Origin of the sequence: Ureibacillus chungkukjangi, from assembly GCF_044795995.1 — a bacterium.
Lineage (GTDB): Bacteria > Bacillota > Bacilli > Bacillales_A > Planococcaceae > Ureibacillus > Ureibacillus chungkukjangi.
The window spans coordinates 1946797-1960669 of the sequence record NZ_CP085009.1 but is presented as its reverse complement, the minus strand read 5'-3'; the positions used below and the strand labels follow the sequence as shown (position 1 = coordinate 1960669).

General features: G+C 33.2%; 12 protein-coding genes and 1 pseudogene. All 13 read left to right on the top strand.

Translation table 11 applies throughout. The features are described from left to right. Positions 1 to 149 precede the first annotated feature (149 nt). The 13 genes and pseudogenes from LG296_RS09670 to LG296_RS09610 all read left to right on the top strand — a co-directional run bounded on the left by LG296_RS09670 (position 150) and on the right by LG296_RS09610 (position 13864). Positions 150 to 1049 (top strand): TIGR01777 family oxidoreductase, encoded by a 900-nt coding sequence (locus LG296_RS09670; protein ID WP_107936432.1) that lies wholly within the window; start codon positions 150 to 152, stop codon positions 1047 to 1049. 23 nt (positions 1050 to 1072) lie between these two features. After that, positions 1073 to 1456 carry a hypothetical protein gene (locus LG296_RS09665; RefSeq protein ID WP_107936430.1) on the top strand — a complete coding sequence of 128 codons (384 nt, stop codon included), beginning with the start codon at positions 1073 to 1075 and terminating at the stop codon, positions 1454 to 1456. Positions 1457 to 1575: 119 nt separating this feature from the next. Continuing rightward, complete coding sequence (locus LG296_RS09660; RefSeq protein ID WP_107936429.1) at positions 1576 to 2310, top strand: class I SAM-dependent methyltransferase; 735 nt, start codon at positions 1576 to 1578, stop codon at positions 2308 to 2310. A gap of 269 nt (positions 2311 to 2579) precedes the next feature. Next, positions 2580 to 3161, top strand: coding sequence for a hypothetical protein (locus LG296_RS09655; RefSeq protein WP_107936425.1), 582 nt, complete (start codon positions 2580 to 2582; stop codon positions 3159 to 3161). An 82-nt stretch (positions 3162 to 3243) separates the two neighbouring features. Next, positions 3244 to 4236, top strand: coding sequence for a M23 family metallopeptidase (locus LG296_RS09650; protein ID WP_107936417.1), 993 nt, complete (start codon positions 3244 to 3246; stop codon positions 4234 to 4236). A gap of 59 nt (positions 4237 to 4295) precedes the next feature. Then, positions 4296 to 4760 (top strand): DinB family protein, encoded by a 465-nt coding sequence (locus LG296_RS09645; RefSeq protein ID WP_107936415.1) that lies wholly within the window; start codon positions 4296 to 4298, stop codon positions 4758 to 4760. 142 nt (positions 4761 to 4902) lie between these two features. After that, positions 4903 to 5049, top strand: a pseudogene (locus LG296_RS09640) (hypothetical protein); the annotation flags it as partial. A gap of 71 nt (positions 5050 to 5120) precedes the next feature. Beyond that, positions 5121 to 6335, top strand: coding sequence for a CapA family protein (locus LG296_RS09635; RefSeq protein ID WP_107936413.1), 1215 nt, complete (start codon positions 5121 to 5123; stop codon positions 6333 to 6335). A gap of 107 nt (positions 6336 to 6442) precedes the next feature. Beyond that, complete coding sequence (locus tag LG296_RS09630) at positions 6443 to 6655, top strand: hypothetical protein (RefSeq protein WP_107936412.1); 213 nt, start codon at positions 6443 to 6445, stop codon at positions 6653 to 6655. A gap of 54 nt (positions 6656 to 6709) precedes the next feature. After that, positions 6710 to 7609, top strand: a complete 900-nt coding sequence (locus LG296_RS09625) for an alpha/beta hydrolase (protein WP_107936410.1) — start codon at positions 6710 to 6712, stop codon at positions 7607 to 7609. Positions 7610 to 7757: 148 nt separating this feature from the next. Beyond that, positions 7758 to 8213, top strand: a complete 456-nt coding sequence (locus LG296_RS09620) for a DUF2269 family protein (RefSeq protein WP_181418055.1) — start codon at positions 7758 to 7760, stop codon at positions 8211 to 8213. Between the two features lie 395 nt (positions 8214 to 8608). Then, complete coding sequence (locus LG296_RS09615; RefSeq protein ID WP_107936406.1) at positions 8609 to 11560, top strand: EAL domain-containing protein; 2952 nt, start codon at positions 8609 to 8611, stop codon at positions 11558 to 11560. Between the two features lie 231 nt (positions 11561 to 11791). After that, the gene (locus LG296_RS09610) at positions 11792 to 13864 is read left to right on the top strand and encodes an EAL domain-containing protein (protein WP_181418056.1); all 2073 of its coding nucleotides are present in this window, start codon (positions 11792 to 11794) and stop codon (positions 13862 to 13864) included. Positions 13865 to 13873 lie beyond the last annotated feature (9 nt).

The following is a 13873-nucleotide window of genomic DNA, read 5'->3' as shown; positions in this document are numbered from 1 at the left end:
GATTGACAGAATTTTAAAAATCTAATATAAGTATAGGTTAATATAGAATTTATTTCCATCTGTTAAAATATATACAAATGAATTTAACGCTTAAAATTGTGATTAGAAACTATCTTATCATAATTAAGTTCTTATAAAGGGGTGATCTAATGAAAATCGTTATTGCTGGCGGCTCTGGTTTTATTGGCAATAAACTATCTAATCTTTTTATTAGTGAAGGACATGAAGTGAGTATCCTAACAAGAAAGGAAAAATCTACAGCAAAAGATGTTTCATATGTAAAATGGCTGAACAATGGGGCTACACCTGAGAAAGAGTTAGAAAATATAGATGTTTTTATCAACTTAGCTGGGGTCTCCATAAACGATGGCAGATGGTCAGAAAAGCACCAAAAGCAGATATATGATAGTCGGATGGAGGCTACGGACGAGTTACTCAGAATCATCAGCAAATTACCCAAAAAGCCAGCTGTTTTTATCAATGCTAGTGCCATCGGAATTTATCCAGTCTCATTAGATAATGAATATACTGAAGCTTCCATTTACACACCTAACGATTTTCTAGGTAGGACTGTAGATGATTGGGAGAAAAAAGCGAAACTAGTGGGTCAGTATGGGACGAGAACAGTCTTTATGCGTTTTGGGGTGGTACTCGGTGATGACGGTGGTGCACTTCCATTAATGGTTTTACCATATAAGCTATTTGCCGGGGGGACAGTTGGATCAGGTAAACAGTGGGTTTCTTGGATTCATGTAGCAGATGTAGTAAGAGCAATAGCGTTTGCTGTGAAAAACAATAACTTGAATGGACCTGTGAATATTACATCGCCAAACCCTGTAAATATGAGGGATTTCGGTAAAACAATTGGAGTAGTTTTAAGTCGTCCTCATTGGTTTCCAGCACCATCTTTACTTATGAAAGTGGCACTTGGACAAAAAAGTAAACTAGTCCTTGAGGGACAAAAAGTATTACCTAAAGTTCTGCTCAAAGAAGGATTTGAATTTAGTTTCCCAACCCTTGAAAAAGCTTTGAAAGATTTATTAGGTTAATTGTTTAGTTGGAGGTTGTTTTATTGACAAAAAAATCATTTATTCACTGTTTGTTGATTTTAATTATTGCAATCTTTGTATACTCCAATAAATTTTACTATCCACCACTCCCAATCGAAAATGTAAGTAAAAGAGAAGTGCTTAATATATTGAATAGCTCAAGTAGCCCCATTGTATCGCTAACCGCTGAAAAAGGTTATGAATGGTTCATTATTAACAGCCAGAATCAAATGGCAGTTGATGAAATTATCAAGGATAAGGTAAGTCAAAGTGGGTGGAAATTTACTAATAAAGATGGTAGCGGGCTCTTTTTTGAGAAACTAGGTGAAAGATTGATAGTTACTACTGAAAAATGGACAGGTAATTATTCAATAGCACAAATTCCCGATGATTTTAACCAGAAATAGGTTTGTTCTCTAGCTGAGGCAAATCTTTTTTTATGAACTTCTTTACTTCTTAAAATATAGTAGAAAATGGAAAAATGAGGTAAAATATGGTTAGACTATTCAAAATTGGAGGAACTAGGGTGAAGGAGACTATTCATAATTTTGAAGAATTACTGGAAATGCTCGATTCATTGTTACGTGATCCAACAGATTTTTGGGATAGCTTTTATTCAAAGCGTAATAAAAGCATCCCGTTTTTTGTTAATTTTCCAGATGAAAATTTAGTTGAATGCTTTGAAAAAGAGATATTTCAACAAGGAGATGTTCTGGAATTGGGTTGTGGTCCTGGGAGAAACGCAATTTATTTTGCTCATAAAGGTTGTCATGTTGATGCAGTTGATATATCAAAAGAATCTATAAAATGGGCTGAGGAACGTGCTTTTGAGCAGAATGTGAAGGTCAATTTTATACATGAAAATATATTCGATTTAGATATTGTTGAAAGCAGCTATGACATCGTATATGACTCAGGTTGCTTTCATCATATTGCACCACACAGAAGAATTGGTTATCTTGAGCTAGTAAAAAAAGCATTAAAACCAAATGGTTATTTTGCTATCAGCTGTTTTGAACAGGGTGGGGCAGTAGGAGGATCTGCTATCTCTGACTGGGAGGTTTATAGATTACGAAGTCTACAGGGGGGATTAGGATACACAGAAGAAAGATTAAGATCTATATTTCAGGATTTTAAAGAAATTGAAATTAGGAAAATGAAAATCGTGGAACAACCAGATAAAGTCTTTGGTATTTCAGGATTATTAGTTGGATTATTTCAATATCAGAAAAACAATTATTTTGAAATGAAAGGTGGATAATTTTGAATTGTAACCATTGTCAAAGTGAATTGATTAAAAATTGCGAAGTAAATGTCGAGGGTGGCTTGTATGGAGTGAAAATAATTAAAAAGAAAAAAGGATTGTTTAATAATGTTTCCGAAAAAACAAAGGCAGCAGTATGCCCAAGTTGTGGATATGTTGCATTCTATATCGATAATTATAAAGAATTCATTTAAAAGTCAGTCAATTAATTAAAAGATTTGATTTTGAACTGTTTCATAAAAGGCATGGAAATAGGAGGTACCACTATGGTCAATTCATTTGGAATAGCATTAGATCCCCCATATACGTTTAATTTTTTAATCTATATTCAAAATATTTACCTCAACCAAAAAAATACTGAAGAGGATTATTTTTATAAGCATCCCTATATACCATCGAAAATTTCATTTAAGAAAGATTTTGAATTGCAATTTAATGACTTATTTGATGAGATATCGCACAGGATTATGAAAAATGATCACGATTTGGTCATTTTTTATGAAGAAAACGAGTTGATCTATAATAGATTGTTTGAACAGACTCCAGAAAGCTTCAATAAATATAATGACATCTATAAAGCCTTTCAAGTTTGGTGGAGAAGTACTGCAGGACAAAGCTCTATCGAAATGCATGTATATGAAAGGACTAATAGCTTGTATGAGGCATTAAGTACTTACTTAAAGAAAAAGAAAATTATTCCTAGTAAAGGTTTGAAAATAAATCTAATCTTTGATAAGTGTATTTTGTCGAATAGTAACTTCCATCCTTATTTTGCAACTGTTTCTATTGAAGAAATTATATTTTATCAGGAAGAGCTAGCCTCTAATTTAAAGGGATGTTTATCATGAAGTTTCCTAAGAGCATCTTTGAAACAGATAGTAAAAAATGGTAAAATAGTGTTAAAAAGATGAGGGTTTAAGGGGGATATTGATGGGCAGCTCTTCACTAGATTTTGTAACTCCAGAAAATTTTGGGCATGTTTTTTTACATGGAAATCCAGAATTAATCTATAACCAATGCAGCATAGAGTTTAAGCAGCTAATTACACTATCAGACTTTAAAAAAATGGTTCAAAGCTTCAATAGAAAAGTAAGAAGCTATCAATTTCTGCAAAGCTCCTCTTTAGGCTTAATACAACAGTATTTGTGGCTAGATAATCATAGAAAAAAGGCTGTCTGTGTTGCTTTTGATTCATCAAATACTATTCACCGTTTATTAATAAAACCCTATTTAACCTTCCCTAAGAGTGATAAACGTTATACAAAAAACTTCTATAATATGCCTATCAACAAAGAATGGTTTGTTTTCTGGGGTGGAAATAACGAATTTCTCAATTATCACTACGCCTATAAATCGCAAAGATATGCTTATGATTTAGTCATCATGAAGGAACATCAAACCTACAAAGATAGTACATCGCAAAATGAAAATTTCTATGCATTCAATCAAGAGGTTGTTGCTCCTGATGCTGGTACAGTAGTGAAAGTGGTAAATCATGTCGCTGACAATATCCCAGGAGTGATGAATGCTTCAGAGCCAGCTGGAAATTATGTTATTTTAAAGCATTTAAATAACGAATATAGCTTATTAGCACATTTTAAACAGAATTCTATAAACGTAAAAAAGGGCGATAAATTGAAACAGGGACAGGTGATTGGATTATGTGGGAATTCAGGACATTCTTCTGAGCCACATATTCATTTTCAAGTAATGAATTCACCAAATCTAAAAAAATGTAAATCGATTAGTATCCGCTTTTCAAACGGTGTACAGCCAGTTCAAGGAGATTTTGTAGGAGAAGGTGCTCTCTTTCATAACACTGCCGATAAACGGACTCCATCCCTTGATAAAGCAGAGCTGTTTGTACTTATAGGAGAGGCGTTAATTACAATACCTCGTTTCTTTCTGTCATTTTTCAGATGATTCTAATGAATGGATTTTTCCACTGAGTATTTGTAAATTTATTTAATTGAAGGTGTGTTATGGACTATAAAAGTATTTTGCATCAAATCGAGATTGCGGTTAATACAATTGTACAAATGATAGAAAAGTTAGAAGACGTAGATTTGCAAAAGAGACCTACACCAAACAAACAATCTATTGGTGAACTCTTAACTCATTTAGCAGTCATTTGTGAAGCTGATTGGCGAAATTCCAATGAGGCAACAGAGTCACAAATGACGGCATTTTATTCAGAAAATGCTTACACAACTTTGCAGTCAATAAAGGATGTACTTCTTACAAGCTTTCAAGCATTAAAGGATAATTACTCGGGTTTGTCAGATGAAGAGCTTATTGAACAAACAACAGCCTACTGGGGGATAACTTACACAAGATATGAATGGCTATTAGAAATAATGGCACACATTTACCATCATAGAGGTCAGTTACATGCTATGCTTGTGCATTGCTATAGTAAAGATCCCAAGATAATGATGTTTGAATAACCGAGAAAAGATGAGGTATCTTCATGGAATTTAATATTCGAAAATCAAATGAATATGATATTCAAAACCTTTGCACAATTAGAAACAAGAAAGAGTAGCTCCAAAGCTAAGTGATCTATTTGTTCATTAAGAATTTCGTGGTCATGGTGTAGGTTCAGCATTAATAAAGTTTCGTGAAAAATTAGCGAGAGAAGAAGGGTTTTCTGAAATATTCGTAAATGTAGATCCCTTTGAAAATCCAAAGATGCTTCAGCTCATTACAACTTTTGAACGATTACTTTTTCCCTAGAAATAATTGTAAAAAGTATAATCTTTGATAAAATATGTATATTAAAAGAGAAGAAGCAGAAAAGGTGGTGAATGACGATTCTTAAGAAGTATTTTTTATTAATTGGTTTGTTGATACTGGTATCATGTGTTGATAAGAATTTCACGAATCAAAATCAAAATCAAAATCAAGTAGATAATGATGATACCTCTACTGTCAAAGAAGATAATATCTCCAAAGCTATAGAGGAAGCAGATAAACCTGAACCGAAAGAGCCTGAATATTATTCTGCTACCATCTCGGCAATTGGTGACATTTTAGCTCATAGTCCAGTTTACAAAGAAGCTTATATTGGAAATAATCAATACGATTTTTCTATAATGTTTACAAAAGTGAAACCATACATAGAAAGAGCTGATATTACAGTTGCAAATAGTGAAAGTATTGTTGGCGGACAGGAAATTGGCATCTCAAGCTATCCTCAATTTAACAGCCCTTACGAATTAGCGGATATTTTAAAAGCTGTTGGAGTTGATGTAGTGAATATGGCCAATAACCATACATTGGATAGAGGAGAACAAGCAATCCAAAACGCAACCAACTATTGGCGTGAGTTAGGTATCGAGTATGTCGGCGCAGCTACAAGTCAAGAGGAAGCAGAGCAAATTAAGACTTTAACTGTCAATAATATCACCTTTTCCTTTTTAGGCTACACTTATGGCACAAATGGTATACAGGTACCAGATGGAAAAGATTATCTGGTGAGCTATATTGAAGAAGAAAAAATGATTCAAGACATTCAACGGGCCAAAGAAATCTCTGATCTTGTTGTTTTAAATTTACATATTGGGGATGAATACAGTCGTTCCCAAAATGAGTATCAGGAGAAAATTGCCCAGCTGGCCGCTGATAATGGTGTTCATATTATTTTCGCCCATCATCCACATGTATTACAGCCAGCAAAGTGGTATACCGGTGTCGAAGGAAATCAAACCTTTGTCATTCATTCATTAGGAAATTTCCTTTCTTCGCAAGATAAGCTTTATCGACAAATTGGAGCAGTTCTCGAATTAGAAGTCAATAAAACCATCACTTATGATAAGGTAGGTAATGCAAATACCTTAATCGAGGTAAAAAATCCGAAGCTATTACCAACCTATGTGAAATTTTCCAATTGGAAGGATTTCGAAATTATTCCGATGTACCAACTAACAAATGACAGTTTACCCAATGCTACGGGTGTTTACGATGAAATTAAAAAGCATATGTCACAATACGTTCCAAATATAGAATTTATTGAAACATAATGATAAGCCAAGTTAGAAGGATTTATCCTTTTTAACTTGGTTTTTCTATTCATAGTGCCTCTTCACTTGGATATGTTAAGTAGTAAGAAACTTTAGGAGAAAAACGCATGCAAGAATTTAAAGTGACTTATTTTTTTGACGAGCAGCATTATGTAAGACGGTTTATTCATGTGGAATCTCAAGAAGTAGCAGAGGCGTTAATTCGAAAGGAAAGAGATCACTACATCGAATTTACCGATAGTAGAGGAATTTACCACGAATTAAATACTCGGAATGTACGGGTTACGCAAGTATCTGCATATCACCGGAAGAAGAAATAATATTATGAACTGATAGAAGGAAGCTATACATTTAAAAACGAAGGGAGTTAACCTATGCCATTACATCATTATATCGAGCAATTTTTTCAGCAAAATCTTGAAGCGCGAAGTAAAGGTATTTCTTTAGAAATTCCTCCATTAGAAAAACGACCAAAGGTGCTTAGTGTTGAGGACCTAACAGTAGATACACACACTCATCAAATCCCCATTAGAATCTACACACCGGATGATAAAATGGATTATTACCCCCTATTCGTTTTTTTTCATGGTGGTGGATTCATCGATGGCAGTATAGAAACGCATGATGTTTCTTGCCGCTTATTTTGCCAGCTTTCCGGCTATAAAGTGATTTCTGTTGATTACAGGTTAAGCTCAGAGTTTCCTGCACCTGCAGCATTTCAGGATTGCTACACTGCAACAAAATGGGTATTCGATAATGCCTCTGAGCTTGGTGGGCGCAAAGAGCATGTAGCTATAGGAGGACCTAGTGCTGGTGGGAATTTAGCAACCGTTGTTACTTTAAAGTCAATTGCGACAAAGGATTTTACTATAATGAAACAAGTTCTTCATTATCCAATACTTGATATAGATATCACAAAAAATGGAAGTGAATATCAGTCAAGAGCATTGTATAATGCAAAATATGGTGTAGACATAACAAAGAGTCAAGCTGATTTACTTCATACCGAACATGAAAATCAACCCTATAAATCACCACTTTTTCTTGACCAGCCAACCCTCTCACAAATGCCAAAAACATTACTGTTTACAGCAGAGTATGATCCTCTATGTGATGAAGGGGAGCTATATGTAGAAAAATTAAAAGAGGCTGGTGTTGATGTGAAGCTAGTACGATTTGATGGAGGAATTCATGGCTTTATGCAAAATTTCCCTGGGTCACCGGATTATATGCGAGGATATGACATTACCAGCGAATTCCTAATAGGTGAATAATAAGGAGTAGTACGATTTCCATATAGGATTCGTGCTGCTCCTTTTATTTGTAATTAATTTTACATAATAAGCTTTAGTTTCAACAAATTTTTCACTCCTTTAAAACGTATACATACAGTATCTATTAAGAAGGAGTGTGCTAACTATATTGGATATCCTCTTCAAGCTATTACTAATCATTCATATTCTCGGTGCGATTTGTGGGTTAGGAGCTACATTTGCTTCTCCTTATATTATGAATAGTGCCCGTAACGTCCGCACAGCCTTTACTGCACATATGATTAATGCCCAAGTGGAAAAACTGGCAAAGATAGGGAGTATTGCTTTATTGACATCTGGTCTCATTATGGGCTTTATTCATCCCTATTTATTCATAACAGGCTGGTACATAACTTCAATTGTTTTATACATCCTTACGCAACCAATTGTCGCCTACTTAATACCTAGATATGAGAGATCAATGCTTGAAATCCTTGAGCAATCAAAGAGTGAGGACCTGCCAAGTGAATACATTCAGATCGCTAAAAAGACCAAGCCCTTAACCCTCACAACATATGTCTTACTTGTCCTGCTTGTCTTCTTAATGGTCTTTAAGCCTTTTTAAGATTATGTCCCAAAGATAAAACTTTGGGGCATTTTTTCATTAAAAAAGAAGATAACTTATAACTGATATAAAGCAGAAGCATTATCTTACAAAAATAAATGTAATCGTTAAGTGAAAACGAATAGGAGTATAAAAATTACGAATACTTAAGAAAATAGGAATAGGTTCCTATCTAAATAAGAACTGTCGGTGATATGTAAATTTTCTCCAGAGGGATATCATGTATTTAATCGACTAGATATACTGCAAGATAATTATGAATTTATACAAGAATTTCTATTAAATCAAATACAAATACTATAAATATAAACAAACTGTAATCTATAGGTCTGATTCGTTCGGGGGTGACAGTTAAACATAATAATTAAAAGCTTGGAACTAGGAGGAATTTTTTGATGGGATTTTCACTATTACCTAATATGAAAAAAAATAAAAAACAACATACAGAATCAGATAGCTCATATTTTACAAATGAAAATATATTTCATTTATTGTTTGATCAGCATCCTGATGCTGTTTTCACATTAAACCTAGATGGTAAAGTTAATCTCTATAATCAATCATTACTATCTATTTTCGGATATTCCGATAAACAAATTGTGACTGATTTTAATGAATTGTTTTTTAATGAAAATATAAAAAAGAAATTCAAACTTGTAGCAAAAGGGAAAGCGCAAAGTTTCTTTGAAATCGTACAACATAAGGATGGGCATGAAGTGAATGTGGGTCTTACACTTGTCCCATATTTGAAACCAGATATGGAAGTGCTTTCGATTTATGGTATGGCAAAGGATATAACTCAATATATACAGCACGAACAGAAAATTCAAAATGTATTGGATAAATTAGAATTAGCTCAAAGCTGTGGAAATATTGGTTCGTGGGATTACGATATTGAAAAAGATGAAATTTTCTGGTCGAATCAGCTTTATATCATATGCGGTATGGAAATAGAAGAAAATTACACACTTAATATTGCTGAAGGTTTAACTTATGTACATCCAAGTGATCGTGAAAAATATTTAAAATATTTTAATCAGATAGTAGAAAGTGGTGAAGGAGATTCCTTAGAATATCGTTTACTACGAAGGGATAATACTATCCGTTTTGTATCTGAAAGAATCTCAGTGGTAAAAAATCTTAATGGTAAACCAGTTCGTTTAATTTGCAATACGCAAGACATTACAGATCGAAAACTAGCTGAAAATGAACTGCTCGAAACGGAAAAAAGATTCGAACATATCTATGATAATCTTTCTCTTGGCATAAGATCCTTCGATACAATAAAGAAAAAATATATTTTAGTAACTCCAGGTATTGAGTTAATGCTTGGTTATCCTACTGAGATGTTTTACGAAAAAGGAAGCTTGGAAAAAATAATTCATCTAGAAGATCGTTCATTTTATATGGATGCATTTCAAGGTGTTTTGAATGGGGAAGGCTTTGAAATCCAATATCGAATTTTTCATAAAAATGGTGAAATTGTATGGGTTCAAGATAAAACACTTCCAGTTTTAGATGATGCAGGAAAAGTCATCCGAATTGATGGGATTATTACCAATATTACTGATCAGAAAAACTATGAAGAAAAAATTAATCAATTAGCTTTCTATGATAATTTAACAAATTTACCAAATAGTCTCTTATTTAACCAAGAAATAGAGGCTCTTATCGAACAAGATAAGCGATTTACTGTCATGTTTTTAGATTTAGATCGTTTTAGAAATATCAATAACACATTGGGTCACACGATTGGAGATATTATTTTAAAGCAATTTTGTGAGCGAGTTGATAATTTACTGACGGGTTCCTATATGTTTTCAAGACTTGGTGGGGACGAGTTCGGGTTAATCTTATGGGGATATGAGGATAATTGTTATCCTGAAACTGTTGCTAAAAATATTATTAACCATTTAAGTATGCCTTTTGCAGCAAATGAATTTGAGCTATATCTATCAGCTAGTATTGGAATTAGTGAGTGTCCGACAAATGGTAATACAACGACGGAAATATTAAAGAATACTAGCTCAGCTGTACTACGTGCAAAACAAAACGGAAAAAACAACTACCATATCTATTCTTCGACTTTAAATATTTCGTCATTTAAAATATTTGAATTGGAAAGAGATTTAAGAAAATCGATTATTAACAATGAATTAGTACTACATTTCCAGCCTCGTGTAGATGCGAAAACAGGTAAATTGTTAAGTGCTGAAGCATTAATTCGTTGGCAGCATCCCGTTTGGGGGCTAGTCTCTCCAGGAGAGTTTATACCAATTGCAGAAGAAAGTGGCTTTATCAATGATATTAGTGACTGGGTATTTAAAGAGGTTTGCCGTACAATTGCAAAATGGAAAGAGAATCATTTAACTGTTGTACCTGTATCTATAAATGTCACTTCCCAAAGATTCCTTAGAAGTGATTGGGTTACTCTGATTCTTTCTGTTCTAAACGAGTATGAGATAGACGCTTCCTTGATTGAATTTGAAATCACTGAAACAACCTTGTTCGAGCATGAGAAGGAAGTAGAGTTTGCAATTCAATTTTTAAAAGAGCTTGGTATAAAAATTGCTTTAGATGACTTTGGGACAGGCTACTCATCCCTTGCTCATATTAATGATTTTTCGATTGATACAATTAAAATCGATAGATCCTTTATCCAAAAAATTAATAGGGATGAGAAAGTAGAAATGATTATAAAATCCCTTATTTTTATGGCAAAAGGAATGGATATGAATATTGTTGCAGAGGGTGTTGAAACAATCGAACAGCTTGAGTTTTTAAAGGAACAAGATTGTAAAGAAATACAAGGGTATCTCTTTAGTCAAGCTGTACCGGATGATAAATTTCAATCGTTTTTGAAACAAGCTTATCTGAAACCACAATATAGTGAGGATAATCACAAACAATTTGAAAGAAGGGCATTTTATCGAATTGAATTGCTGTTCCCTCTAAGTAGTAAAATGACTTTGACAACTTTCCAGGATAGAAAAGTAAACCTTGGTAAAACAGAAGTTATTATTGATAATATCAGTCCAGGTGGTCTAAAATTCACCTCTAATATGCAGCTTCCTGTTCGCTCGGATGTTTTCTATCAATTTGAAACAATGATTGTGAATTCTAAAATAGTAGTAAATGGCTACATTGTTTGGAAAAATGAATCGAAGGATGGATTTTTTGAATATGGTGTCAAATTTTCGATTGATGACAATGAAAGAGATGAATTACTAAAAATCCTAGAGAAATTTTCTAGGGAATTAAAGAAAGATCCTTTTGAAGCCAATAGTAATTTAATAAAAGAAGACAAATTTTATTATTTAAAGAAAATAACCGCTAGTGCAAGTTAATAATACAGCAGAAACATCTAATTACTTTTTATTTCATCAAATAATTAATGTAATTAGATTTTTTTATATGATAAATTTATCAAACTTTTAAAAACGTAGTCATAAAGTAATGTGAAAGTGGTTTTAACTAAAATTTATACGGGATTATATCTCCCATCCCATTAAATAGTATGGTATCCTAATTACTACCAAAGTATTATGATTCTGTATGTTTGGTTGGGGGGAAAAGGTATGAATCAAGAAAATAGAATAAATATTTTATTAGTTGATGATCGTCCAGAAAATCTATTAGCTTTGGAAGCGATTATTGAAAGAGATGAATATAATTTAATAAAAGCATATTCCGGAGAAGAAGCACTGAAGTACCTATTAAAATATGATTTTGCAGTTATCCTCCTTGATGTTCAAATGCCAGGGATGGATGGTTTTAGTACTGCCAAAATTATTAAAGCTCGTGAAAAAACGAAAAATATTCCAATCCTCTTTATAACGGCTAATAATTTAGATTCCGAGCACATATTCATGGGCTATTCTGTTGGTGCAATCGATTATCTTTTAAAGCCCTTTGACCCACTTATTCTTAAGTCAAAGTTAGAAAGATTTGTAGAGCTATATCTGTTAAATAAAAAAATAATAGAACAATCTAAGAGCTTAGAAGACAAAAACAAAACAATTGAATATATTGCTTATCACGATGGTTTAACAAGCTTACCAAATCGAAGAATGTTTCATGATGTAATGATTCAAAATCTTATGAATGCGAAAAACAAAAATGAAACTCTTGGATTAATGTATTTAGATTTAGACCGATTTAAGTCTGTAAATGATTCTCTTGGTCATTTAATGGGGGATAAGTTGCTTCAGCAAGTATCTAAAAGATTAGTTAACGCTGTAAGAGAGTATGATTTTGTTGCTCGTCTTGGCGGGGATGAATTTGTTATCGTGCTATCAAATAGTAATCGTGAGGAATGCTTGGAGGTTGCTGAAGAAATACTTAGTAGCTTTAAAGACCCTTTCTATATAGATAATTTTGAGTTTTATATCACTACATGTATCGGGCTTTCAATTTTCCCATATGACGGGGAGGATTCGAATACCTTAATGAAAAATGCAGATGCTGCACTTTATCGTGCAAAAGAACAAGGCAAAAACGAATATAAGGTATACCATTCTGGCATGAATATTGAATCCTATCGTAAATTCTTAATGCAAAACGAGCTAAGAAAAGCAATTGAGTTAGATCAATTTTCGATTGTGTATCAGCCCCGTATTGACGTAGAAACTGGTGAAGTAGTTAACGCTGAGGCACTTATTCGATGGAATCACCCAAGCTGGGGAGTTGTTAGACCCGATGTCTTCATTCCGATTGCCGAAGAATCTAATTTAATATTCGAGATTGATAAATGGGTACTAAAAAAGGTTTGTGAGCAAATGAGTAGGTGGAGCAATATTCCCTATCTATCTATAAAGGTCTCAGTAAATTTCAGTGCTCAGCATTTTTTACAGCGAGATTTAATAAAACAAATTAAACAAATCCTAAATGTTTCTAAGATGAATCCGAGCATGCTCGAAATTGAAATTACAGAATCAGCACTCTTACAAAATGAAGAGACTGTATTACAGGCCTTACAACAGATAAAAGATCTGAATATTCAAATTGCCCTTGATGATTATGGGACGGGTTATTCATCTATTAAATATTTAAGAGAGTTTCCATTTGATACGGTAAAAATCGATAAATCCTATATTCAAGATACTACAAATCCTGAGAAAAATAGCCGTGTCATTGTAGATTCAATTATCACACTAGTCAAAAATTTAGGGATCCATGTTGTAGCTGAAGGTGTTGAAACAATCGAACAGCTTAATGTGATAAGAAACCTACAATGTAACGAAGTACAGGGGTATTTCTATAGTCGACCTTTACCACCAGAGGATTTTGTCCTATACGTTGAAAAACTGAATATGGAGAACCGTCAATCAAAAACTTCTAAAAATATAAAAAGCGTAGATAACGTTATCATTTTAGAACCAAAAGAAGAAATAGGAATAAACAAAACACTTATTGAGATTTCCATTCAAATTATTAAAAGGGAAAACTCCCTTTCTACCCGTGAAGTGGATGTATTCTCTTTAATTGTTGAGGGATTAAGTAATAAAGAAATCTCTGAGAATTTATTCATAAGTGAGCACACTGTAAAAAATCATATTACGAATATCCTTTCAAAATTAAATGTTTCTGATCGCGTACAGGCAATCGCTTTAGTATATGAAACATGTATTAACGAGAAAAAAATAAAATAGAGTAATACA

What these genes read in the sequence shown, in the direction of transcription:
- LG296_RS09670 (WP_107936432.1), top strand. Translation starts at nt 150, where the DNA reads ATGAAAATCGTTATTGCTGGCGGCTCTGGTTTTATTGGCAATAAACTA.
- LG296_RS09655 (WP_107936425.1), top strand. Translation starts at nt 2,580, where the DNA reads ATGGTCAATTCATTTGGAATAGCATTAGATCCCCCATATACGTTTAAT.
- LG296_RS09650 (WP_107936417.1), top strand. Translation starts at nt 3,244, where the DNA reads ATGGGCAGCTCTTCACTAGATTTTGTAACTCCAGAAAATTTTGGGCAT.
- LG296_RS09645 (WP_107936415.1), top strand. Translation starts at nt 4,296, where the DNA reads ATGGACTATAAAAGTATTTTGCATCAAATCGAGATTGCGGTTAATACA.
- LG296_RS09635 (WP_107936413.1), top strand. Translation starts at nt 5,121, where the DNA reads ATGACGATTCTTAAGAAGTATTTTTTATTAATTGGTTTGTTGATACTG.
- LG296_RS09630 (WP_107936412.1), top strand. Translation starts at nt 6,443, where the DNA reads ATGCAAGAATTTAAAGTGACTTATTTTTTTGACGAGCAGCATTATGTA.
- LG296_RS09625 (WP_107936410.1), top strand. Translation starts at nt 6,710, where the DNA reads ATGCCATTACATCATTATATCGAGCAATTTTTTCAGCAAAATCTTGAA.
- LG296_RS09615 (WP_107936406.1), top strand. Translation starts at nt 8,609, where the DNA reads ATGGGATTTTCACTATTACCTAATATGAAAAAAAATAAAAAACAACAT.
- LG296_RS09610 (WP_181418056.1), top strand. Translation starts at nt 11,792, where the DNA reads ATGAATCAAGAAAATAGAATAAATATTTTATTAGTTGATGATCGTCCA.